The sequence below is a fragment of the Cedecea selenatireducens genome (assembly GCF_042138895.1).
Lineage (GTDB): Bacteria > Pseudomonadota > Gammaproteobacteria > Enterobacterales > Enterobacteriaceae > Cedecea > Cedecea selenatireducens.
The window spans coordinates 99,447-121,910 of the sequence record NZ_JBHIKW010000006.1 but is presented as its reverse complement, the minus strand read 5'-3'; the positions used below and the strand labels follow the sequence as shown (position 1 = coordinate 121,910).

Sequence of the window (22,464 nt, the reverse complement as noted above, 5' to 3'; positions counted from 1 at the left end):
ACGGTTCGAATAATACGCAGAACATTTATACCCACATTTATAAAAACAAAATGCCATGTTCATCAACCAATTAAAAATATCATAATAAATATAAATACCGAAATTAAGCATATATATTCAATTATGATCGCAGGATATTCTGTTGCAGTCCGGCGGTACTTTTCGCGTTATTCCATTGCAATTACCCGCCCTAAACCTGAAAATGGCGCCCATTTCTTAGCAAAGCAGCAAAAAAATTATGAGCGTACGTTTAGTGTTAGCCAAAGGGCGTGAGAAATCGTTATTGCGCCGTCATCCATGGGTTTTCTCCGGCGCGGTTGCGCGTCTGGAAGGTAAGGCCAGTCTCGGCGAAACGGTTGATGTGGTAGACAGCCAGGGGAAATGGTTAGCTCGCGCTGCGTTTTCACCCGAGTCACAAATTCGCGCCCGCGTCTGGACCTTTAACCAGGATGAAAGCATCGACATCGCCTTCTTCACCCGCCGCCTGCAGCAGGCGCAGCAGTGGCGTGACTGGCTGGCTAAACGTGACGGTCTGGACAGCTACCGTCTGATTGCCGGTGAATCTGACGGTTTGCCTGGCGTGACCATCGACCGTTTCGGTAACTTCCTGGTTCTGCAACTGCTGTCTGCAGGCGCAGAGTACCAGCGCCCGGCACTGGTTGCGGCCCTGCAGTCTCTCTATCCAGAGTGTTCTATTTACGATCGCTCTGACGTGACGGTGCGTAAGAAAGAAGGTATGGAGCTGACTCAGGGACCGGTGAGCGGTGAGCTGCCACCTGCCCTGCTGCCGATTGAAGAGCACGGCATGAAGCTGCTGGTTGATATTCAGGGCGGGCATAAAACCGGCTATTACCTCGATCAGCGCGACAGCCGCTTTGCAACTCGCCGCTACGTCGATAATAAGCGGGTGCTGAACTGCTTCTCCTACACCGGCGGTTTTGCCGTTTCTGCGCTGATGGGGAATTGCAGCCAGGTGGTGAGCGTGGATACCTCCCAGGACGCATTAGACATCGCCAGACAAAACGTTGAGCTAAACAAACTTGACCTCAGCAAAGCAGAGTTCCTGCGTGACGACGTATTCAAACTGCTGCGCAAATACCGCGACCAGGGCGAAAAGTTCGACGTTATCGTCATGGATCCGCCAAAGTTTGTTGAAAACAAAAACCAGCTGGCGGGTGCCTGCCGGGGTTACAAAGATATCAATATGTTAGCCATTCAGTTATTGAATCCCGGCGGCATTCTGATGACCTTCTCCTGCTCCGGACTGATGACCACAGATTTATTCCAGAAAATCATCGCCGACGCCGCCGTAGATGCCGGACGTGATGTACAATTTATAGAGCAGTTCCGTCAGGCGGCCGATCACCCGGTGATCGCAACCTACCCGGAAGGGCTGTATCTGAAAGGGTTTGCCTGTCGAGTCATGTAGCTTGAAAAAGGGGAAATTGCCCGCATATCCCTATGCAGAGTAATATTCCCGGGAGGTGACTATGATTGCCAGCAAATACGGTATTGGCCAGCAGGTTCGTCATTCTTTACTGGGCTATCTGGGCGTAGTGGTCGACATTGACCCTGAGTATTCGCTCGATGAGCCGCAGGAAGATGACCTGGCCGACAATAGCGCACTTCGCGCGGCGCCCTGGTACCACGTGGTGATGGAAGATGACGATGGCCAGGCGATTCATACCTATCTCGCAGAAGCTCAGCTCAGTTCTGAGGATGACGACGAGCACCCTGAACAGCCGTCTATGGATGAACTGGCTGCCTCGATACGCCAGCAGCTTCAGGCTCCACGCCTGCGTAACTGATTAAAAACCCCGCCGAAGCGGGGTTTTTCTTATTTCGCCAGTCCAAGCCGCGGTATTTCAATCGCCGGACATTTATCCATCACCACGCTTAACCCTGCATTCTGCGCCAGCACCGCGGCCTGCTCGTTAATCACGCCCAGCTGCATCCACAGCGTTTTCGCCCCAACGGCTATCGCTTCCTGCGCCACGCCCCAGGCCGCCTCGGAGTTGCGGAACACATCAACCATATCAATTTTCTTCGGCACGTCAGCTAGCGTGGCGTAACCCTGCTGCCCCAGTAGCATTTTACCCGCCACCTTTGGCGAGACAGGAATCACTTCATAACCCTGTTTTAGCAGGTAATCCATAACCCGATAGCTCGGGCGATCGGGCTTGTCACTTGCCCCCACCAGCGCAATGGTGCGAGTTGTTTTCAGGATATTTTCGATATCACTTTGTTTCATAGCGCCCCCTAAATTGTTGTTTGAAGTGTATGTCAAAGCCGGCCACCCGGCCATCTTTGAACTGGAAACTCAGGAGGGCAATTTCTGGAAATATGTCTATATGTTAATAGACGGTATTCTGGAAAAACGTTGAAACATCCGCTCAGCATGCTCATCAGGGAGAGTGAAATGAGAGTCGGTCTGCCAATTGCAGCGTTAATATTGATGATGCCAGCCCTGGTATGGGGGACCACGCTGCGCCTTTCGGCCGAGGTCGACTTACTGGTTCTGGACGGAAAAAGAGTTTCCAGTTCTCTATTAAAAGGCGCAGACAGCATTGAAATAGACAATGGCCCGCACCAGCTAGTCCTGAAACTAGAAAAAAGATTCAGCCCCCCTCCTCGCGGCAGGTTTCCGGGGCTGTCTTCACCGTTAATTATAAGCTTTGACACCAAAGAGATAGACCAGGTAAACATTGTTCTGTCGCCCAAAGACGCCGTGCATCCCGTCACTTCTCCTCAAATTAGGCTTCTTGATGGCCATGCGCAGCCTGTTCCCGTTCGCACCGATTCCCTGAACACTAAACCAGAATCAACCGGGAAGGATTACGAAGAAGAGACTCAACGCTATAATAAATCAGGAAAAAAGGCGTCAATGCCGGAATTCGCCGTGCTAAAAGCCGGTGACGAGGCGCAGCGCTTTGCCGCAGCTCAGCCAGACTTCCCGTCAGCTCAGCCCGAAACATTGACCGAACAGCGGCTGAAGTATTGGTTTAGCCAGGCCGACAAGCCGACGCGAGCGCGCTTTTTACGCTGGGCAAACGAGACGCCCGCGCCGTAATAAACCGACGAGCCAGTTCGCTTTTTTGATGCCGTACTCTTGCAGCATCGGGCACTTTTAGTAATCTGTCCGCAGCCTAAAACTGCCCAGGAAAAGACAATGGAATTAACAACCCGCACCCTTGCGGTAAATAAACATATCGCACTGGTTGCCCACGATCACTGTAAGGATGCACTTTTAAAGTGGGTACAGCGTCATAAAGCAACCCTTGCCAGGCACACATTATATGCCACCGGGACAACGGGTAATTTGATTCAGCGAGCGACGGGCCTTGAGGTCAATGCCATGCTCAGCGGCCCTATGGGGGGCGATCAACAGGTAGGAGCCTTAATTTCTGAAGGCAAAATTGACGTACTGATTTTCTTCTGGGATCCGCTCAATGCCGTTCCTCACGATCCCGACGTTAAAGCCCTGCTGCGCCTGGCGACCGTCTGGAACATTCCGGTCGCCACCAACCTCTCCACCGCGGACTTTATCATTCACTCCCCGGGCTTTAACGAAAGCGTTGATATTCTGATTCCAGACTACCAACGCTATCTTAGCGAACGCCTGAAGTAATCAGGGGCGATTCGCTGCCGGCACGCCGAGCCGCCTGAGCGCGTCAACAAAGACTGAAGGCTCCTGTTTATTAAACATAAGCCAGACGCGGTGGCGTGCCCGGGTCAGCGCCACATAAAGCAAACGCCGCTCCTCTGCATCCGGAAAATCCTCGGGCTGCGGCAGGAGCGCCTGTTCCATGATTGACTCCCGGGCAGGGGCAGGGAAACCTTCTTTTCCTTCCTGCAACCCAAGAATAATCACGTAGTCTGCCTGCTGCCCTTTGCTGGCATGGATGGTCATAAAATCGATATTGAGCTTTGGCCAGCGAGTGGCGGCTTTTTCCAGGCTGTCTGGCCTTAAATGGTGATAGCGCGCCAGGACCAGAATGCGCTGTTCCGGCAGTACATAGCCGCTAAGCTTGTCCAGCAAATCGTCCAGCCGGTCATCGGCAAGCAGGGTGACGGCCTTTTTATCACCTTTTGAAAGGCTGTTCAGTGGCTTACGTAGCTGGTAAGGGTTCTGCTGCACAAACCCGTTGGCTATCTCACCGATACGATCGTTGAAGCGATAGGTGGTATCCAGCGCGCAGTTGTCCCCCTCACCGAAATGCTGGTTAAATGCGGTGGTTAACGTCATTTCTGCCCCGCTAAAGCGGTAAATGGCCTGCCAGTCGTCACCCACGGCGTACAGAGAAGTATGCGAGTTTTGCCGCCGCAAAGCCGCTAACAAGGCCGCCCGCTGCGGAGAAATGTCCTGGAACTCATCCACTAAAATATGCTTCCACGGACTGATAAACCGCCCCTTTTCAAGCACATTGATCGCCTGGTGAATCAACCCGGAGAAATCAACCGCCTCTTCGGCTTTAAGGGCGGCTTTCCAGCTTTTCAGCAGCGGGGCCATCAGCTTGATTCGCTTAGTGAAAAGTTCACGAACCTGTTCAGGGGCGCTTTCTATCATTTCCGCCTGTGAACCGCCGTGCATTCGCATCAGGCCAAGCCAACGATCCAGGCGACTGGAAAGCCGTTTCGCCAGGCGTTTATCCTGCCAGTACTCGCCCTCAGGGATATCCCACCCAAGCTCTTCGCTGAGCCATTGCCGCCAGCCTTTCGCCATCGCCTTTTTCTCGCGACACTGCTGTTGCCAGCTGTCAATCAACAGCTGATGGCGAGCGGCGGTGTCGCTCTCAAGCTCGCTCACCCGAGGCACTTTTTTGCTGCCCTGCTGAATAATATGCAACGCTAATGAGTGGAACGTTCTGGCGGAAATAGCCTCGGTATGCAGGCGGCTCGCGATACGCTCATCCATTTCCTGTGCGGCCTGGCGGCCAAAGGCCAGCAGCAGGATTTGATCTTCGGTGGCTTCGCCACGCTGTAATAGCCAGCCTGCACGAGCCACCAACACCGAGGTTTTACCGCTGCCTGCCCCGGCCAATACCAGCAGCGAATCTTCCCCATTAACCACGGCACGTGCCTGGGAAGGGTTTAACGGCGAGCTTTCTACCTGCTCAAAGAAAGTGGCGTATTTTTCCAGCATACGGTCGGTATAAGCGCTATTCCGCTGATGACGGCGTTCCTCACCTTGTTCAAGCCAGGCTTTGCATATTGCCCACGCTTCGCGGCAATTTTCAAATTCACCCAACCTGGCGTGCGGAAGCGGAAGCGCTGCGATGGCGGCGCGCAGATTATCCTGTAGCGCTTGCATATCGCTGTGCCTGAACCACACCTCTTTGCGGGTGCGCTTCTCTATCTCCTCTCGCTGAGCGGCAAGCACTTCAGCGGCAACCTCGCTCATCTCCGTACTCCAGTTAAACCAGAGCGAATTCAGATGGTGGAAAAAGCGCTGGGTTTCAGCCCATTCGGTGCCGTGCAGGCGAACGACTTTGTCATCAGGGAGCACGAACTCCAGTTCGCCCCATACCAGCCCGCGCTTGCAGTTGATCGCGATTAACTGGTTGAATGGGATAAGATATTCGTGGCGATCGCCTTTGACCTCAACGCCGGCCGACAGCAGCCTGACCCGGTTATAAGGGTGCTGTGCTAAATGCTTGCCGAGAGAAGTTGCTTTGAGTTCCATTACGTTGCCCGATCCGATGAGGAGGTTGTGGCCCAAGTTTAACTGCCGATGGAATGACGCTCCAGAGTAAAAACGCGTTACAATTGCTGTGGTTAATCATTCTGTTATTTTCTGCCAGGGAAGCGTCACTATGCGTACCGTACTAAATGTTCTGAACTTCGTGCTGGGGGGCTTTTTGACCACCCTTTCATGGTTATTTGCCACGTTGGTCAGCATTGTGCTGATTTTCACCCTGCCGCTGACCCGTTCCTGCTGGGAAATCACCAAGCTTTCCTTTGTGCCTTACGGAAACGAAGCCGTTCACGTCGATGAGCTTAATCCACAGGGTAAAAATGCGCTGCTGAATACCGGCGGCACGGTGCTGAATATACTGTGGCTGATCTTCTTCGGCTGGTGGCTGTGCATTATGCACATTCTGGCAGGGATCGCGCAGTGCATCACGATTATTGGGATCCCGGTAGGCATTGCTAATTTCAAGATTGCGGCCATTGCATTATGGCCCGTTGGCCGCCGTGTTGTGCCGGTTGAAGTGGCGCGAGCCGCGCGTGAAGCTAACGCACGTCGCCGTTTCCAGTAAGGAGCATTCGTGCTGACCCTAAGCCCACTTGTACGCCGCTATACCTGGAACAGCGCCTGGCTTTATAACTTGCGCATATTTATTGCTCTTACGGGCACCGTGGCGCTGCCGTGGTGGCTCGGTGAAGTGAAGCTGACCATTCCGCTCACGCTTGGCGTTGTTGCTGCGGCGCTGGCCGATCTTGACGACCGCGTAAGCGGAAGGTTACGCAATTTACTGATAACCCTGGTCAGCTTTTTTATCGCCTCGGTATCTGTCGAACTGCTGTTCCCCTGGCCATGGCTGTTTGCATTAGGTTTAACGGTTTCAACCAGCGGGTTTATCCTCCTCGGTGGATTGGGTCAACGCTATGCCACTATTGCCTTTGGTGCGCTGCTGATAGCCATTTATACCATGCTCGGAATTTCCCTCTATGAGCACTGGTATCAGCAGCCGCTGTTCCTCCTGGCAGGCGCGGTGTGGTACAACCTGCTGACGCTGGCAGGCCACTTAATTTTCCCCATTCGCCCGCTACAGGACAATCTGGCGCGCTGCTATGAAAGCCTTGCGAGCTTTCTGGAAATTAAAGCGACGCTGTTTGACCCCGACATTGAAGATGAAACCCAGGCCCCGATGCTGCAGCTGGCCATGGCGAACAGTCAGTTGGTTACCACGCTGAATCAGACCAAGAGCTCATTGCTGACACGCCTTCGCGGGGATCGTGGTCAGAGGGGGACTCGCCGCACGCTGCACTATTATTTTGTTGCCCAGGATATTCATGAAAGGGCCAGCTCATCCCATATTCAATACCAGGCTCTGCGCGATAAATTCCGCTACAGCGACGTGATGTTCCGTTTCCAACGCCTGCTAACGATGCAATCTCAGGCCTGCCAGCAACTCTCGCGTTCTATCCTGCTGCGCATCCCTTATCAGCACGATCCTCGTTTTGAGCGCGCTTTTACCCATCTTGATTCCGCTCTGGATCGTATTCGAGCAGGCCACGCAACCGCTGCAGAAATAAAAGCGCTGGGATTTCTGATTACAAACCTGCGGGCGATTGATGCCCAACTGGCGAACATTGAGTCTGAACAGGCCATTGCCGAGCCGCAAAACGATCCGGAAAACCGCCTTGCCGACGACAGGCTGACGGGCTTCGATGATATCTGGCAGCGGCTAAAACTGAACCTCACGCCGGAGTCCGCGCTCTTCCGTCACGCGGTGCGCATGTCGCTGGTGTTGTGCGTTGGCTATGCCTTTATTCAATTTACTGGCCTGCAGCACGGATACTGGATACTGCTGACCAGCCTCTTTGTCTGCCAGCCAAACTACAGCGCTACCCGGCGGCGCTTAGCGTTGCGTATCATCGGCACGTTAGTCGGCGTGGCGATTGGCCTGCCTTTACTCTGGCTGGTCCCATCCCTGGAAGGCCAGCTAATACTGATTGTCATTACCGGCGTGCTGTTCTTCGCGTTCCGCAACGTCCAGTACGCTCATGCCACCATGTTTATTACGCTGCTGGTACTGCTGTGCTTTAACCTGCTGGGCGAAGGTTTCGAAGTCGCTCTCCCTCGCGTTTTTGATACGTTACTGGGCTGTGCTATAGCCTGGGCCGCGGTAAGTTTCATTTGGCCAGACTGGCGATTCCGTCGGTTATCGCTGGTCGTTGAACGTGCATTCAACGCCAACTGCCGCTATCTCGATGCCATTCTCGAGCAGTATCACCAGGGGCGGGATAATCGTCTTGAATACCGTATAGCCCGGCGAGATGCGCACAACAAAGATGCCGAGCTGGCTTCAGTGGTTTCAAATATGTCCTCTGAACCTCACGTATCAAAAGAGATGCGAGAAGCGGCATTCCGCCTGCTCTGTCTGAATCACTCCTTTAATAGCTACATCTCTGCGTTAGGCGCGCACAGGGAGAAACTCAGCCACGGAGATACGCTCATGCTGCTTGATGATGCCGTTTGCTATGTGGATGATGCTCTTCATCACCTGCCGGTTGATGAAGAACGCGTTCAGAGAGCGCTCGGGGGTCTTTCTGCCCGCATCTCACATCTTGAGGCCCGAGCAGAAACAAAAGAACCCCTGGTTCTGCAGCAAGTCGGACTTTTGATTGCTCTGCTGCCAGAAATATCTCGCCTTCAGCAGCAAATCTCTCAGTGCTCCGAATAGGAAGGCTGGCGCTGCTCATAGCGGCGCCACCACTCCGTCAATTCATTTCGAACCTCTAAAGGGAGTACCGCCTCATGGACACCTTGAATGGCTCCCGCGAGTGCAAGCAGTACTTTAATACCCACAGTTGCCCTCGTGCTGCGTATTTTTAACCATGACCTTTTGGCACCGAAAAGCTGCAGAGTTTGCGGATCTTTGATCCCCACTTCGCAAAGCATGACTTCTATATTTAAAGAAAGATTAGGGAGATCTTTAAGCCGCCGGGAACGTATCTTTATCTGCGTTTTCTCACGCTGGGCGTTTCGTAATGCCAGAATGGAAAGCTCGACAAGTTTGTCCGGGTTCTCCCAGAGTTCTTCATCCACATGATAGTAATTTAATGCCACAGGAAGTCCTCTTTTCCTGTACATGAGAGGTGATGACGATTTTTGGCTGAAATAATCTGCACACTGTTCACAGGCACGCAAATAAAGCTCGCCTTTCGCCACCATAGCAAAGACGACCCCTTCGACAGTCAGGCTGTAACCACCAAATAGCGGCCGACAACCAATTTTACCCAGTGAAGAAAGATATTCCTGTGATTTATGAATTCTAAGAAACGTAACATCCTTCATAATATGTCCTTATATATCAACTGTTAAATAGCTACTGTAGTTACTTCCCCTCCTACCACCAGAAAATAAGTAAGGTTAAAGGTAATGGCAACGACAATTTCATCCGGAGCGGTATTGCATGAAGAAATTGCGAGACACTTTCCGAAATTTCGGTTGATCTTTGTTCGTACAGGCATTACTGTATATTCATACAGTAACCCATTAGGCGGGACTCACTATGCACTCACATAACCTTCAAACTCACTTTCGTCATGTTGCAGTTGCTGCGCACTCCCCTGCTCAGTCATCCTCTGATAACAGCGCACCGGGGTTAATCAGTGAAATGGTCTACAGTGAAGACAACCCATGGGTTACGCAGTTTATTCTGCTACCTTTATTACAGCAGTTGGGACAACAATCTCGCTGGCAGCTCTGGCTCACGCCGCAGCAGAAGCTCAGCCGTGAATGGCTGCAGGCAGCGGGGTTGCCGCTGGCAAAAGTGATGCAGGCAAGTCAGTTAGATCCTTTATGCACCGTAGACGCGATGGTGAAAGCTTTGCAGACGGGAAATTACAGCGTTGTCATCGGCTGGTTAACGGAAGAATTAACAGATGAAGAACATTTACGACTAACGATCGCAGCCGAAACCGGGAGTGCGATGGGATTCATTATGCGCCCAACCAGCAACATGACATCCGGTCCAAGACCACGAAACGGCCTAAAAATTCATTCTAGTTTGTATCATTAAGTAAATTTAGGAGAAATCCTGGATTTTTTTACTCATGCCATATAATCCGCTGTCATGATTCAAGAATACCCGCCATATGGCGGTTTGACGGGGTTCAAGGGATAAAGCACTTGCTTAAAAAAGCATCCAATTTGTAAAAAGATATGTATGCAAGTCGTTTTTTTTCATATGCCTGACGGACTTCACACTTGTAACTTTTCAACTACGTTGTAGACTTTACCTCGCCAGGGTTGCTCTTCATAACACCGATATATCGGTAGAGTAACAATTGAGCGTAAACCCGGGCGAAGGATTTAACCCTGGGCTTTAAATTGGTTTAGAGCTCATGGCCTTTTGGATGATAATGAGGCGCAAAAAATGAAAAAGACAGCTATCGCGATTGCAGTGGCACTGGCTGGCTTCGCTACCGTAGCGCAGGCCGCACCGAAAGATAACACCTGGTATACTGGTGCTAAACTGGGCTGGTCCCAGTACCACGACACCGGTTTCTACGGTAACGGCTACGACCGTGGTATCGGCAGTGGTCCGACCCACGAAAGCCAACTGGGTGCTGGCGCATTCGGTGGTTACCAGGTTAACCCGTACGTTGGTTTCGAAATGGGATATGACTGGCTGGGCCGTATGCCTTACAAAGGTACTCCAGAAAACGGTGCTTTCAAAGCTCAGGGCGTGCAGCTGACCGCTAAACTGGGTTACCCAATCACTGACGATCTGGACATCTACACCCGTCTGGGCGGCATGGTATGGCGTGCAGACTCCACCGCAAACAACGCGGCTGGTGAGCGTCTGAAAGACCACGACACCGGTGTTTCTCCAGTATTCGCTGGTGGTGTTGAGTGGGCTGTTACCCGTGACATCGCTACCCGTCTGGAATACCAGTGGGTTAACAACATCGGTGATGCACAGACCGTTGGTACTCGTCCAGACAACGGCATGCTGAGCGTAGGTGTTTCCTACCGCTTCGGCCAGCAGGAAGCTGCTGCTCCAGTTGTAGCGCCAGCTCCGGCTCCAGCGCCAGAAGTACAGACCAAGCACTTCACTCTGAAGTCTGACGTTCTGTTCAACTTCAACAAAGCAACCCTGAAACCAGAAGGTCAGCAGGCACTGGATCAGCTGTACACCCAGCTGAGCAACCTGGATCCGAAAGACGGTTCCGTCGTTGTTCTGGGTTACACCGACCGTATCGGTTCTGAGCAGTACAACCTGAAACTGTCTGAAAAACGTGCACAGAGCGTTGTTGATTACCTGATCTCTAAAGGTATCCCGGCGAACAAAATCTCTCCACGTGGCATGGGCAAATCTAACCCAGTTACAGGCAACACCTGTGACAAAGTAGCGCCTAAAGCTAAACTGATCGACTGCCTGGCTCCAGATCGTCGCGTTGAGATCGAAGTTAAAGGTATCAAAGAAGTTGTAACTCAGCCTGCGGCATAAGTTACCCTTCCTTGAACAAAAACCCCGCCAAGGCGGGGTTTTTTATTGGCTGGAATATCGCGAGAACTTTATCGCCCCCCTTTCTTCACGACGTCACTTTTTGCTTAGCATTGCCTGCAAATCCTGCTTAAGCGTCGACATCTTATTTTCCACCTTCTCTTTACGTTCCGCGTCTTCAATCAGTTGAACAACGGTTTCTGAAAGCGTATTGCCCCGGCGCTGTGCCAGCGCGGCCAGACGCTGCCAGACAAGGTATTCAAGATCGATGGATTTCTTACGGGTATGCTGATGCTCGGCGTTAAAATGTCTTTTACGCCGGGCACGAATCGTCTGCTTCATGCGGTTATGCAGCGCTGGGTTCATATGCTGATCGATCCAGCTCTGAACCAAAACAGGCACGTTCTCAAGCGTCAGGAGCTGCTCCACAGCCTCTTGTGCTGCACTGGCTTCGATGTATCGCGTGATTAACTCTCCTTCGCGATGCTTCTTCACCAGATACTTCCACTTCCAGCCGCTCTCGAGATTTTCCAACTGTTGATATTTCATTGTGATCTCAGTGTGACCGCGTAACTTAGTTCAGAATAACAGTTTTTCCGCCATTCGCTGAACTGAAAATCAAAGCTGTGAGGGGGATAAAACTGTGATACTGCTTTATCCGTGTGCTACCCGGACGATTCTTGTATAATCGCGCCTTTGACATCTCATTAAAAAATATAGCGACTTTGACGACTAATCGACTTGACTGGCGTGCCCTTGTGCCTGATACCGAAAGCTATCAGGAAATTTTTGCACAGCCTTATGATACCGACTCTGCCCCTCTTTCTGCGGTTCAACCTCGTTTACTTTACGGGATTGAGCAACTCAACCTTTCCGTCTCTTCTGTCGATTTGATGCTGGTGAAAGCACCAGAAGAGCAAGAATACCTGGACCTTATCGCAGCAGCCGTTGAAGAAACGTGCGGTGAAGCCGAAGTGCTCACCGGCGGACATTACCTCATTGAAGGAAACCAGGTGACGCTGCGCCCTGCTGAGCACGCCGACGACAATTTCGCTTCCCGCGGAGAAGTTGTCGCTGCCGACTGGATTGAAGCAGAGCAGCTGTTCGGCTGCGTGCGCCAGTTTGCTGGCGCGGTCACCCTTGAACCCGGGCTGATTCACCGTGCCAACGGTGGTGTGCTCGTGCTGTCCCTGCGCAGCGTCCTTGCGCAACCCCTGCTGTGGCTGCGCCTTAAGCAGATGATGATCCAGGGCCGTTTTGACTGGATTTCACCAGACGAAACCCGCCCGCTGCCGGTCAAAATTCCTTCTCTGGCGCTCGACTTTAAATTGGTGCTGGTTGGCGAGCGCGATTCGCTGGCCGATTTCCAGGAAATGGAAATGGACCTCGCCTCTGCCGCTATCTACAGTGAATTTGAAGACAATCTGCAAATCGCCTCTGCAGACGAGATGGCGCTTTGGTGCCAGTGGATCTACGCCATCGCCGAAAAGAAGTCTCTGCCAGCCCCCGCTGCAGATGCCTGGCAACCGCTGATTCGCGAAGCGGTGCGCTACACGGGCGATCAGGAAACATTACCGCTTTGCCCATCCTGGATTTCACGCCAGCTGCGTGAAGTTGCGCCATTTACCGAAGAAAACAGCTTCAACGCCGAACAGCTCCAGCAGATGCTCGAACAGCGTGAATGGCGTGAAGGTTTCCTGGCCGAGCGCATGCAGGATGAAATCCTGATGGAACAGATCCTGATTGAAACCGAAGGCGAAACGATCGGCCAGATTAACGCCCTTTCGGTGATTGAGTTCCCGGGTCACCCGCGTGCCTTTGGTGAACCTTCGCGCATTAGCTGCGTAGTTCACGTAGGCGACGGTGAGTTCACCGACGTTGAGCGTAAGGCGGAACTTGGCGGTAACATTCATGCCAAAGGGATGATGATCATGCAGGCGTTTCTGATGGCTGAGCTACAGCTCGACCAGCAGATCCCGTTCTCTGCATCGATCACTTTTGAGCAGTCTTACAGCGAAGTAGACGGCGATAGCGCCTCGATGGCGGAACTGTGCGCACTGATAAGCGCCCTCGCCAATGTCCCGATTTATCAGCACATCGCGATAACCGGCTCGGTCGATCAGTTTGGCCGCGTTCAACCTGTTGGCGGACTGAACGAAAAAATCGAAGGGTTCTTCCGCATTTGCCAGCAGCGTGAGTTCAATGGAGCTCAGGGCGTAATTATTCCCTTGGCGAACGTACGCCACCTGTCGCTGCATAAAGATGTTCTGGAGGCCGTCGAGCAAAATAAATTCTCGATTTGGGCTATTGACGACGTGGCCGATGCCCTGCCGTTATTGACCAATCTCCCGTGGGATGGCGAAGGGCAAAACACCCTGATGCGTGCGGTGCAGGAGCGTATTGCTCAGGCTTCGGCGCCGGATGTTCGTCAACGCTTTCCGTGGCCGCTACGCTGGCTCAACTGGTTCAACCACAACTGATCGGACTTGTTGAGCGTACACGTGTTAGCTAACCTGCGTGCTTCATTATAAAAAGGCTTACTGTAGACATGGTAGATAAACGCGAATCCTATACGAAAGAAGATCTTCTTGCCTCTGGTCGTGGCGAACTGTTTGGCGCTGAAGGCCCACGGTTACCCGCGCCTCCAATGCTGATGATGGACCGCGTGGTCAAAATGACCGAAGACGGCGGTAACTTCGATAAAGGTTACGTTGAAGCAGAATTAGATATCACCCCTGACCTGTGGTTCTTTGCTTGCCACTTTATTGGCGATCCGGTGATGCCTGGCTGCCTGGGCCTGGATGCCATGTGGCAGCTGGTTGGGTTCTACCTCGGCTGGCTCGGCGGCGAAGGTAAAGGCCGTGCGCTGGGCGTAGGTGAAGTCAAACTGGCAGGGCAAATCCTGCCAACGGCGAAAAAAGTCAGCTACCGCATTCACTTTAAGCGCGTTATCAACCGTCGCCTGATCATGGGCATGGCCGATGGCGAAGTGCTGGTTGATGGCCGCGTGATCTACACCGCCACCGACATGAAAGTGGGTCTGTTCAAAGACACGACTGCTTTCTAATACGCCATTACCAGGCTTTACCTCTAAGGCATCCATTGTTCGCACTGGGTGCCTTTTTGTTTTTTGTTGGGGCAGATCCTTAAATTTCCGTCGTGGTTTTTATGGTGTTAATTGCTTAAACAACGTTCGAAATCACAAATCGTGAAGATAGAAAACTCGCCCTCTTGCCTGAAAAACGTTATGCGTTATGTTGATTTTTAGTTTCTCAAATGTAACTAGGGGTTAACAATAATGTCGAATAAGTTACGTGTCTCTCTCCTTGCTTCTGCCGTGCTGTTCTCTACCTCCGTGTTTTCTGCCGTGCCGCAGGGCTATCCGGCTGATTATCAGAAAATTATTGATGCCGCGACCAAAGAAGGCAAAGTGGTGCTCTACTCCACCACCGACACCAAAACCGCCTCGCCGCTGATTCAAGGCTTTGAGGCCGCTTATCCGGGTATCAAGGTGGAATATAACGACATGAACAGCACCGAGCTGTATAACCGTTATATCAGCGAGCAGGCCGCAGGCGGTACCAGCGGGGACGTAGTCTGGAGCTCTTCGATGGACACTGCTCTGAAGCTCGCCACCGACTATGCCCAGGAGTACAAATCCCCCGAACAAGGTCAGTTGCCTAAGTGGGCGGTATGGAAAGACAAGGCGTACGGCACCACCTACGAGCCGGTTATTTTTATCTATAACAAACGCCTGATCCCGGCCAACGAAGTGCCTGAGAGCCACGAGGCGCTGGCGAAACTCATCGCCAGCCAGCCGGATAAATTCAGCAAAAAAGTCACCACTTACGATATCGAAAAATCCGGTCTTGGCTTTATGCTTTCCGTTCAGGACTACAAGGCCGACCCAAACTACTTCAAAACTCTGGCCGCTGTGGCGAAAGGTGGTCTTTCGGTCCAGTCCTCAACCGGGACGATGATGGAGCGCGTTTCCTCTGGCGAGAACCTGATTGGTTTCAACATCCTGGGCTCCTACGCAGAAGCACGCGCCAAAACGGACACCTCCCTCGGCATTGCTTATCCGAAGGACTATACCCTGGTGCTGTCACGCGTATCGTTTATCAGCAGTGAAGCCAAAAACAGCAACGCGGCGAAGCTGTGGATTGACTACGTGCTGTCAGAGAAAGGGCAAAATATTCTCGCCAACCAGGCTGACATTCCGTCCATTCGCAATGATATCGACGGTGACAACGACATCGACGGTATGACTAAGAAGCTCGGTAACGCGCTTAAACCAATCCCTGTTGATGAAACCCTGCTGGAATACCTGCAGCAGAAAAAACGTCTGGACTACATCAAGCAGTGGCGCGAAGCCGCCGCGAAATAATCCTTTGATGAGGCGCACCATCCGGCTGCGCCTCGCTTAACCCGAACACATTAGGCTATTCAGGCTTACTGACCTGAGGGATCGTTACATGGATGCATTACGCAGAAAGTGGCAGAGCCTGCCGCGCGGCATCGTGGTGCTGATAACGGCGCTGGTTATCTATATTCCGCTGTCGTTTATCGTTATACAGAGTTTTCTCTCGGCCCCGTTCTTCTCGCCGTCGAAAGAGTGGAGCCTCGAATCTTTTGAGTTTATTTTCACCGACTCTGATTTTTACCTGGCGCTGAAAAGCGGTTTTATTCTGGCTTTTGGCCTGGTGATTATTGCCATCCCGCTGGGCGGCATTCTGGCTTTCCTGATGGTTCGTACCGACCTGCCCGGCAGGCGGATCATTGAGCCGCTGATTCTGGTGCCTATCTTCGTATCTCCTATGGTGCTGGGATTCGGCTACGTGGTGGCCGCAGGCCCGGTCGGTTTCTTCTCTCTGTGGGCTCAGTCGCTGCTCGGCTTCGTGCCTTGGAATATCTACGACATGTCGAGCATCGTGGTGATTGCCGGCCTGACGCACGTTCCCCACGCTTATCTCTACATCTCCTCGGCGCTGCGTAGCGTAGGGTCTGATGTGGAAGAAGCGGCCCGTACCGCAGGCGCATCACCGCTTCAGGTCATGACCGCCGTCAGCCTGCCGATGGTGCGCCCGGCGATGCTTTACGCAACCGTGCTGCTGTTCTTTCTTGGGCTGGAAGTTTTCGGCCTGATGCTCGTCCTGGGCGACCCGGAAGGCAACATGGTGCTGGCAACTTACCTCTACAAGCTCACCAATAAGCTCGGCACGCCGTCTTATCACCTGATGGCCGCCGTCGCCGTGGTGCTGATTTGTATCACCATCCCGCTGGTGATGCTGCAGCGCCGCCTGATGCGCACCGCGAACCGCTTTGTGACCGTCAAAGGCAAAGCCTCCCAGGCGCGAGCCTTGCCGCTCGGGAAATGGCGTTGGGTCGCAGGTGCAGTCGTGGCTTTCTGGCTGACCGTCACCATCGGCGTGCCGCTGATTGGCGTCATCCTGCGCGCCTTTATTTCCAACTGGGGCGTGGGCGTTTCGCTGTGGGATGAACTGTCGCTGAACACCTTCCGTACCATCTGGGAGCAGCCTAACCTGCTGCGAGCCATCGTCAACTCTATGGCGATTGGCGTCATCGGCGGTGCGCTGGCGGTGGTCTGCTACCTGTTTATCGGCATCGCCATGCACAGAAAGCCGGATAACGTCACCCGCTTCCTCGACTACAGCGTACTGGTGCCACGTGCAGTGCCTGGCCTGCTGGCCGGCCTGGCCTTCCTGTGGGTGTTCTTATTCCTGCCAATGTGGCTCGATAACGCGCTGAAATCCGGCTGGCTTTCCGGCATGCCGTGGTCCCAGTGGCTGCGGGATAATCTCATCGTCTGGTTGCGTTCACTGCGCAGCACGATATTCAGCGTCTGGCTGGCCTATACCGTCGTGTGGATGGCCTATGGCCTGCGCCTTATCTCCTCCACTCTTCTGCAGGTTGGGCCGGAGCTGGAGGAGGCCGCTCGCAGCACCGGGGCAACCCGAGGGCAAATCACCCGCCACGTCACTATACCGCTGTCGCGCTACGGCCTGATTGGCTCATGGCTGCTAATGTTCCTGATCTTCGAGCGTGAATATTCCACCGGCGTCTATCTGCTTTCACCCGGCACCGAAACCATCGGCTCAATGCTGGTTTCGCTGTGGGCCGCGGGCGCCATTGATATCGTCGCCGCACTTTCGTTTATCAATATTCTGTTCGTGGTGTTAGGGCTCGGCATTGCCCTTCGTTTTGGAGTGAAATTACATGATTGAGTTATCGGTCGAGAACCTGCACTTAACCTACGGCGACAACCCGGTGCTGAAAGGCGTTTCCATGGATCTCAAACGCGGTGAGGTCGTCTCACTGCTTGGTCCTTCGGGCAGCGGCAAAACCACGCTGCTGCGCGCCGTCGCCGGGCTGGAAAAGCCCACTCAGGGCACTATTGTTATCGGCAAAAGCAACGTTTACGACGGTGCGTCACGCAAAGAGATCCCGGCGGAGGAACGTAACCTGGGGCTGGTATTCCAGTCTTATGCCCTGTGGCCACACAAAACGGTATTCGAAAACGTCGCCTATCCGCTAAAGCTGCGTAAAGTGGCGACGGCGGAAATCAATCAGCGGGTGCAGGCGGTTTTGGATCAGCTGGGCCTGGGTCACCTCGGCCAGCGCCATCCTTATCAGCTTTCCGGCGGGCAGCAGCAGCGCGTGGCGATTGGCCGGGCGCTGGTTTATAACCCACCGGTGATTTTGCTGGATGAGCCGCTTTCCAACCTGGATGCGAAGCTGCGCGAAGAGGCTCGCGTCTTCCTGCGTGAACTGATTATCAAGCTCGGCCTGTCAGCGCTGATGGTTACCCACGACCAGAACGAAGCGATGGCAATTTCCGACCGTATCCTGCTGCTGAATAACGGCAAAATCGAACAGCAGGGTACGCCGCAGGAAATGTATGGCTCGCCGCAAACGCTCTTTACCGCCGAGTTTATGGGCAGCAACAACCGCCTGAACGGCAAGGTGACCGAGGTTCGCGACGGCAAAGCGCGTATCGAAGGCAGCGACTGGGCGCTCTGGGGCAAAGCAGGCGCCGGCGTAGTGGCCGGGCAGGAAGCCACGGCGGTGATTCGCGTTGAGCGCGTGCGTATTGCAGACCAGCCGGGAGAAAACGGCATGACGCTGCCGCTATTGACCAGCATGTATTTGGGTGACCGCTGGGAGTATTTATTCCGCACCGCTGGGGATGATTTCGTTATCCGCGCCTACGGCAATGAAATGCGTGACGCTCAACCTCATCATCTACAGCTGCCCGAACAGCACGTCTGGATTTTCCCCAAACCCTGATTGATTTTACAAGGGTCCAAAAAGGCGAAACCTCCGCATGGCGGAGGTTTCTTTTTCTAAAGAGACAGTGATTACGCAGTAACCGCCCTGTCTTCCATGGCTTCTCGCCAGCCTCCCATCCAGTAGGACCTCTGATTCAGAGTCTGATATGGACAAATCTCTTTTGAGCGTCCGGCGATGCCTGCCTGATAACCACGTTGATGTGCCCGTTCCAGGCGATCTCGTTTTTGTCTCTTCATGCCTCGTTTCCCTCATTACATTGTCTGGTGGAAAAGAAAACAGTGATTACAAAATGTGCAACCACGGATAAGCAATAACGCGAAATCCGAAGAGCGTCAATGCGCAAAATTCACGCCAATGTCATATTCCTGCGCTATTCTGGTTATCTTTTCGGCAAAAAGTCAGGCTATCCTGCGGCTAACCGGTTCACAAAAAAAGAAAAGCTGCGACCACCCGACGGTGAAAATCGCAGCTTTTTTGTACCAATCATTTTACCTATTAATTAAGGCGTGTGAGCTCCGAAGCGATACTCTTCGCTTCCTGCTGCCAGCCCTGAGCCAGGGTTTTCACCATCGCATCGTAGCCGTCATCCTGCTGCTTCAGTTCGATATGGAACGGACGTTTGATTATCTCGCCCTGGCGCTTCAGCAGCCACTCTCCGCTGACAATTACCTTGCCGTCGTAGCGGCCGTGGAAGCCGGTCACGTTCACGCTTAGCGCTTCCTGATCGTTACCTAAAGGCTGGGAAGCAACAACCCAGCCCGGCAGCGCGCTGCTGAGGTTACTCACCAGCGTATTACGTAGCTGCTGGTCCAGCGGGCTGGCCCACAGATTACTGGTTGCAATGACGTACTGCACATCGGTCGTCTGGTAAACCACCCCGGTGCCCGCCAGGAAATCAGGGACCGTAATCTGATCGACCCACAGTAAGTGGCTTCCAGGCTGGCTCACGGCCTGCATAACAGGCTGTGAGCTTTGCGGCAGCTGATAGTACGTCTTGCCGTTATCGCTGCCGCTACAGGCAGACAGCGTCAATACGGCGGCTAGCGTGAGCCACTTTTTCATGGTTGTGCCCTCTTCGGCTGCGGATCCTTTTTATCCTTCGCTTCAAATATCAGCGAATTGCTCTTGTCGTTCAGCGTGCGCAATACCGGCTGCAGCTCACGCAGCACCTGATCAAGACGCTGCATATCCGCCACCATCTTGTTGTAGGCCGCGGAGCCAGGCTGGAAGCCCTGCATGCTGCGGTTCAGCTCGCGAAGCGTTTTCTGCATATCTTCCGGCAGCTGCTGCATCGACTGGCTGGCGGTTATCTTATTCAGGTTATCCAGCGTCTGTTGCAGATGACGCATGGTTTTCTGACTTTCACCCAGCGTGTTCGTCGCCTGTTCCAGCATCGGCGAAATCGGCAGATTGTTAATCTTATTCAGCGTTTCCAGCAGCTTCTGCTGAATTTGCGCCAGGCCGCCGCTCATGGTTGGGATCACCGGATAACCGCTGATGCTCGGAATTTCTGTAACCGTTTTCTCATTCGGATAGAAATCGAGATCGATATACAGCGCACCGGTAATCAGATTTCCGGTTTTCATCGAGGCACGCAGCCCGCGCTGAATCAGCGCCTTCATATTCGATGGAATATCCGCCTCATTCCCTACCATATTTTTCAGGCGTTCCGGCTCAATACGGATCAGCACCGGAATACGGAAATCGTCGTTCAGCTTCTGACGCATGCTCTCGTTGAAGAACGGCACCTGAGCGACGGTACCCAGACGAATGCCCCGGAACTCTACCGGCGCGCCCGGCTGCAGGCCGCGAATAGAATCTTTGAAGAACATCAGGTAGTCGATATGATCGGTAAACAGCGAATCCTGAATGCTTTTCTGATCGTCAAACAGCTGGAAGTCGGTGCCGGACTCAACCGGCTTGCCCCACTCCCACCCGTCAGGCACGTCGAAGCTCACGCCGCCGCTAAATAGCGTGGTCAGCGAGCCCATTTCAACACGCATGCCCTGGGAAGACATATCCACGGCAATGCCGCTGTCTTTCCAGAAGCGAACGTTGCTGGTAATCAACCTGTCGTTCGGCGCGGCGATAAACAGCTGGTAGCTGATAGCACGTTTATTGGTATCAAAGGTGCTGGTTTCCACCGAGCCCACGCGATAGCCGCGGAACAACACCGGGTCTCCAGGGGTGAGCTGACCTGCTTTTTTGCTGTCGAGCGTGATGCGAATACCTTTGGCGTCCGGCGGCGCAAGCGGTGGCGCATCCAGCAAAGCATAGTTTTCCGGCTGCTCGCCTTTGGTACCCGGCTGGAGCTCAATGTAGGCGCCAGACAGCAGCGTCCCAAGTCCGGAAATCCCTTCCCGCCCAACCTGCGGTTTTACCACCCAGAAGACGGAATCTTTATGCAGCAGCTTTTCCATGCCGGAATTGAGCCGGGCCTTAATTTCCACGTGGTGTAAATCGTCGGTAAGCTGCGCGCTCTCGACGATGCCCACGTCCACGCTGCGGCTTTTAATGGTGGTTTTTCCGCCTTCAATGCCTTCAGCATTGGCGGTAATCAGGGTCACTTCCGGCCCCTGATGGCTGTAGTGGTAAAACAGGATCCAGGCGCCAATCAGCGCCGTTACGATGGGAAAGATCCAAACCGGCGACCAGTTTTTTACCTTCTGTACTTTCGCCTCGCCGCTCTTATTTTCCATGCTCGGAAGACTCCTCATCAGTTACATCGTCTGCTCGATCCCAGGACAAGCGAGGGTCAAAGGTCATCGCTGCAAACATCGTCAAAATAACCACAAAAGCAAACATTAATGCTCCCATAGCCGGGTAGATATTCATCAACCCGCCCATACGCACCAGCGCAGAAAGGACGGCAATCACGAACACGTCGATCATCGACCAGCGGCCAACAAATTCGACAACTTCATAAATCAGATGCATACGTTCGCTGTCACGCCTGCCGTGCCCTTTTGCATCCCAGCACAGCCAGGCAATGGCGATCATTTTCAGCGTCGGCACCATAATACTGGCGATGAAAATCACCATCGCCACCGGATAAGATCCCTCGCTCCAGAGCAGGATCACCCCGGCTAAAATCGTGGAGGGATATTTGCTACCCAGCATCTCAGTTACCATGATCGGCATAATGTTTGCTGGCAGGTAGAGCATGATAGAAGTGATCAGCAGCGCCAGCGTCCATTGCAGGCTGTGTCTGCGGCGCACGTGACCGTGTGTCCCACAGCGCGGGCAAACCAGCGTGTCAGCCTCAACAATTGCCGTACAGCAGGAGCAGGAACGCAGCCCCTGCTTGATACCCGATACGCCAACTTTTAGCGGCTGATGCACCGGCGGCATGGGCGCAATATCGTCCCAAAGCCAGCGTCTGTCGACGCACTGGAAGGCCCTTAGCTGCAAAATACAGAACAGGCACCAGGGTATAAAACTGCTGCCCACGCCAATATCGCCATAGGCCATAAGCTTAACGAAGCTGACCAGGACGCCGGCGAGGAAGATTTCCGCCATGCCCCAGCTTTTCAGCTGGAACAGGACTCGCGCCAGCCAGCGTTTAAGCCCGAAAGGTAGCTTCGCCTGGTTGACTAACAGCAGGATGGTTATCAGGCAGAAGGCCGGCACCGCCTGGACAAAAAGCAGAAAGAAGGTGCCGAGGCTGGCGTAATCCTCAGAAAACATCACGCCGGGGATTTGCATCAGCGTGACTTCGCTGCTGATCCCGGCCACCTTCATATTAATGAAAGGAAACAGGTTGGCCAGCAGTAGCATAAACAGCCCCGCCAAAGCGTAAGCCGTCGGCCGCTGGCGCGGTAAATACCACTGCGTGACCAACGGTGTGCCACAGCGCGGGCAGGAGGCTTTGTGGCCATCCTGCAGCTCCGGCAATGCCACCAGCAAATCACATTGTCGACACAAAATATGCGAGCGATGGTGGTGTGTGGCACACATCGTAACTCTCCTT

General features: G+C 53.4%; 21 protein-coding genes. 13 read left to right on the top strand and 8 right to left on the bottom strand.

Annotation, left to right across the window (positions count from 1 at the left end; genetic code table 11):
- Positions 1 to 238 precede the first annotated feature (238 nt).
- Positions 239 to 1,429, top strand: a complete 1,191-nt coding sequence (gene rlmI / locus ACE38U_RS11890) for a 23S rRNA (cytosine(1962)-C(5))-methyltransferase RlmI (RefSeq protein ID WP_038473912.1) — start codon at positions 239 to 241, stop codon at positions 1,427 to 1,429.
- 61 nt (positions 1,430 to 1,490) lie between these two features.
- Complete coding sequence (gene hspQ / locus ACE38U_RS11885; RefSeq protein ID WP_038473914.1) at positions 1,491 to 1,808, top strand: heat shock protein HspQ; 318 nt, start codon at positions 1,491 to 1,493, stop codon at positions 1,806 to 1,808.
- A gap of 29 nt (positions 1,809 to 1,837) precedes the next feature.
- Here hspQ and ACE38U_RS11880 read toward each other — a convergent pair whose 3' ends face one another.
- Positions 1,838 to 2,251, bottom strand: coding sequence for a CoA-binding protein (locus tag ACE38U_RS11880; RefSeq protein WP_038473916.1), 414 nt, complete (start codon positions 2,249 to 2,251; stop codon positions 1,838 to 1,840).
- A 129-nt stretch (positions 2,252 to 2,380) separates the two neighbouring features.
- Between ACE38U_RS11880 and ACE38U_RS11875 the strand changes: the two genes are divergently transcribed.
- Positions 2,381 to 3,070 (top strand): DUF2057 family protein, encoded by a 690-nt coding sequence (locus ACE38U_RS11875; RefSeq protein WP_370527343.1) that lies wholly within the window; start codon positions 2,381 to 2,383, stop codon positions 3,068 to 3,070.
- Between the two features lie 99 nt (positions 3,071 to 3,169).
- Positions 3,170 to 3,628 carry a methylglyoxal synthase gene (gene mgsA, locus ACE38U_RS11870; RefSeq protein WP_038473919.1) on the top strand — a complete coding sequence of 153 codons (459 nt, stop codon included), beginning with the start codon at positions 3,170 to 3,172 and terminating at the stop codon, positions 3,626 to 3,628.
- On the opposite strand, the gene helD is transcribed toward mgsA, so the two are convergent.
- Positions 3,629 to 5,683, bottom strand: coding sequence for a DNA helicase IV (gene helD, locus ACE38U_RS11865; protein ID WP_375529803.1), 2,055 nt, complete (start codon positions 5,681 to 5,683; stop codon positions 3,629 to 3,631).
- A gap of 130 nt (positions 5,684 to 5,813) precedes the next feature.
- Between helD and ACE38U_RS11860 the strand changes: the two genes are divergently transcribed.
- Both ACE38U_RS11860 and yccS read left to right on the top strand, forming a co-directional pair.
- Positions 5,814 to 6,260 (top strand): YccF domain-containing protein, encoded by a 447-nt coding sequence (locus ACE38U_RS11860; protein WP_038473925.1) that lies wholly within the window; start codon positions 5,814 to 5,816, stop codon positions 6,258 to 6,260.
- A 9-nt stretch (positions 6,261 to 6,269) separates the two neighbouring features.
- Complete coding sequence (gene yccS, locus ACE38U_RS11855) at positions 6,270 to 8,411, top strand: YccS family putative transporter (RefSeq protein WP_176981347.1); 2,142 nt, start codon at positions 6,270 to 6,272, stop codon at positions 8,409 to 8,411.
- On the opposite strand, the gene ACE38U_RS11850 is transcribed toward yccS, so the two are convergent.
- Positions 8,396 to 9,025, bottom strand: coding sequence for a TfoX/Sxy family DNA transformation protein (locus tag ACE38U_RS11850; RefSeq protein WP_176981346.1), 630 nt, complete (start codon positions 9,023 to 9,025; stop codon positions 8,396 to 8,398). The two genes, yccS and ACE38U_RS11850, sit on opposite strands and share 16 nt — an antisense overlap.
- A 217-nt stretch (positions 9,026 to 9,242) precedes the next feature.
- Between ACE38U_RS11850 and sulA the strand changes: the two genes are divergently transcribed.
- A complete protein-coding gene (gene sulA / locus ACE38U_RS11845; protein ID WP_038473934.1) occupies positions 9,243 to 9,752 on the top strand; it encodes an SOS-induced cell division inhibitor SulA in 510 nt (169 codons plus the stop codon).
- A gap of 357 nt (positions 9,753 to 10,109) precedes the next feature.
- Positions 10,110 to 11,186: a porin OmpA gene (ompA, locus tag ACE38U_RS11840; protein WP_038473936.1), complete on the top strand. Its 1,077-nt coding sequence runs from the start codon at positions 10,110 to 10,112 to the stop codon at positions 11,184 to 11,186.
- A 93-nt stretch (positions 11,187 to 11,279) separates the two neighbouring features.
- Here the strand turns inward: ompA and matP are convergent, their stop codons facing one another.
- Complete coding sequence (gene matP, locus ACE38U_RS11835; protein WP_038473939.1) at positions 11,280 to 11,732, bottom strand: macrodomain Ter protein MatP; 453 nt, start codon at positions 11,730 to 11,732, stop codon at positions 11,280 to 11,282.
- Between the two features lie 176 nt (positions 11,733 to 11,908).
- Between matP and ACE38U_RS11830 the strand changes: the two genes are divergently transcribed.
- From ACE38U_RS11830 to ACE38U_RS11810, 5 genes are all read left to right on the top strand, one after another.
- On the top strand, positions 11,909 to 13,663 hold the full coding sequence (locus tag ACE38U_RS11830) for an AAA family ATPase (protein ID WP_176981345.1): 1,755 nt from the start codon (positions 11,909 to 11,911) through the stop codon (positions 13,661 to 13,663).
- A 68-nt stretch (positions 13,664 to 13,731) separates the two neighbouring features.
- Entirely contained in the window at positions 13,732 to 14,250 is a 519-nt protein-coding gene (gene fabA, locus ACE38U_RS11825) for a bifunctional 3-hydroxydecanoyl-ACP dehydratase/trans-2-decenoyl-ACP isomerase (protein ID WP_016535664.1), read from the top strand.
- Positions 14,251 to 14,481: 231 nt separating this feature from the next.
- The gene (locus tag ACE38U_RS11820; protein ID WP_375529802.1) at positions 14,482 to 15,570 is read left to right on the top strand and encodes an ABC transporter substrate-binding protein; all 1,089 of its coding nucleotides are present in this window, start codon (positions 14,482 to 14,484) and stop codon (positions 15,568 to 15,570) included.
- 88 nt (positions 15,571 to 15,658) lie between these two features.
- A complete protein-coding gene (locus ACE38U_RS11815; RefSeq protein ID WP_176981343.1) occupies positions 15,659 to 17,428 on the top strand; it encodes an ABC transporter permease in 1,770 nt (589 codons plus the stop codon).
- Complete coding sequence (locus ACE38U_RS11810; RefSeq protein ID WP_176981342.1) at positions 17,421 to 18,491, top strand: ABC transporter ATP-binding protein; 1,071 nt, start codon at positions 17,421 to 17,423, stop codon at positions 18,489 to 18,491. The genes ACE38U_RS11815 and ACE38U_RS11810 overlap by 8 nt, the downstream gene beginning before the upstream one ends.
- A 71-nt stretch (positions 18,492 to 18,562) precedes the next feature.
- On the opposite strand, the gene rmf is transcribed toward ACE38U_RS11810, so the two are convergent.
- The 4 genes from rmf to pqiA all read right to left on the bottom strand — a co-directional run bounded on the left by rmf (position 18,563) and on the right by pqiA (position 22,451).
- The gene (gene rmf / locus ACE38U_RS11805; protein WP_008461244.1) at positions 18,563 to 18,730 is read right to left on the bottom strand and encodes a ribosome modulation factor; all 168 of its coding nucleotides are present in this window, start codon (positions 18,728 to 18,730) and stop codon (positions 18,563 to 18,565) included.
- Between the two features lie 259 nt (positions 18,731 to 18,989).
- Positions 18,990 to 19,556 (bottom strand): membrane integrity-associated transporter subunit PqiC, encoded by a 567-nt coding sequence (pqiC, locus tag ACE38U_RS11800; protein WP_176981341.1) that lies wholly within the window; start codon positions 19,554 to 19,556, stop codon positions 18,990 to 18,992.
- Complete coding sequence (gene pqiB / locus ACE38U_RS11795) at positions 19,553 to 21,193, bottom strand: intermembrane transport protein PqiB (protein WP_038473954.1); 1,641 nt, start codon at positions 21,191 to 21,193, stop codon at positions 19,553 to 19,555. The genes pqiC and pqiB overlap by 4 nt, the downstream gene beginning before the upstream one ends.
- Complete coding sequence (gene pqiA, locus ACE38U_RS11790) at positions 21,183 to 22,451, bottom strand: membrane integrity-associated transporter subunit PqiA (RefSeq protein WP_038473957.1); 1,269 nt, start codon at positions 22,449 to 22,451, stop codon at positions 21,183 to 21,185. Before pqiA ends, pqiB begins: the two co-directional genes overlap by 11 nt.
- Between the last annotated feature and the right edge of the window lie 13 nt (positions 22,452 to 22,464).

Coding starts and splice junctions, on each gene's coding strand:
- matP (WP_038473939.1), bottom strand. CDS start 11,732: ATGAAATATCAACAGTTGGAAAATCTCGAGAGCGGCTGGAAGTGGAAG.
- ACE38U_RS11850 (WP_176981346.1), bottom strand. CDS start 9,025: ATGAAGGATGTTACGTTTCTTAGAATTCATAAATCACAGGAATATCTT.
- rlmI (WP_038473912.1), top strand. CDS start 239: ATGAGCGTACGTTTAGTGTTAGCCAAAGGGCGTGAGAAATCGTTATTG.
- rmf (WP_008461244.1), bottom strand. CDS start 18,730: ATGAAGAGACAAAAACGAGATCGCCTGGAACGGGCACATCAACGTGGT.
- hspQ (WP_038473914.1), top strand. CDS start 1,491: ATGATTGCCAGCAAATACGGTATTGGCCAGCAGGTTCGTCATTCTTTA.
- ACE38U_RS11880 (WP_038473916.1), bottom strand. CDS start 2,251: ATGAAACAAAGTGATATCGAAAATATCCTGAAAACAACTCGCACCATT.
- ACE38U_RS11860 (WP_038473925.1), top strand. CDS start 5,814: ATGCGTACCGTACTAAATGTTCTGAACTTCGTGCTGGGGGGCTTTTTG.
- ACE38U_RS11820 (WP_375529802.1), top strand. CDS start 14,482: ATGTCGAATAAGTTACGTGTCTCTCTCCTTGCTTCTGCCGTGCTGTTC.
- sulA (WP_038473934.1), top strand. CDS start 9,243: ATGCACTCACATAACCTTCAAACTCACTTTCGTCATGTTGCAGTTGCT.
- pqiA (WP_038473957.1), bottom strand. CDS start 22,451: ATGTGTGCCACACACCACCATCGCTCGCATATTTTGTGTCGACAATGT.
- pqiB (WP_038473954.1), bottom strand. CDS start 21,193: ATGGAAAATAAGAGCGGCGAGGCGAAAGTACAGAAGGTAAAAAACTGG.
- ompA (WP_038473936.1), top strand. CDS start 10,110: ATGAAAAAGACAGCTATCGCGATTGCAGTGGCACTGGCTGGCTTCGCT.
- ACE38U_RS11810 (WP_176981342.1), top strand. CDS start 17,421: ATGATTGAGTTATCGGTCGAGAACCTGCACTTAACCTACGGCGACAAC.
- pqiC (WP_176981341.1), bottom strand. CDS start 19,556: ATGAAAAAGTGGCTCACGCTAGCCGCCGTATTGACGCTGTCTGCCTGT.
- mgsA (WP_038473919.1), top strand. CDS start 3,170: ATGGAATTAACAACCCGCACCCTTGCGGTAAATAAACATATCGCACTG.
- helD (WP_375529803.1), bottom strand. CDS start 5,683: ATGGAACTCAAAGCAACTTCTCTCGGCAAGCATTTAGCACAGCACCCT.
- ACE38U_RS11815 (WP_176981343.1), top strand. CDS start 15,659: ATGGATGCATTACGCAGAAAGTGGCAGAGCCTGCCGCGCGGCATCGTG.
- fabA (WP_016535664.1), top strand. CDS start 13,732: ATGGTAGATAAACGCGAATCCTATACGAAAGAAGATCTTCTTGCCTCT.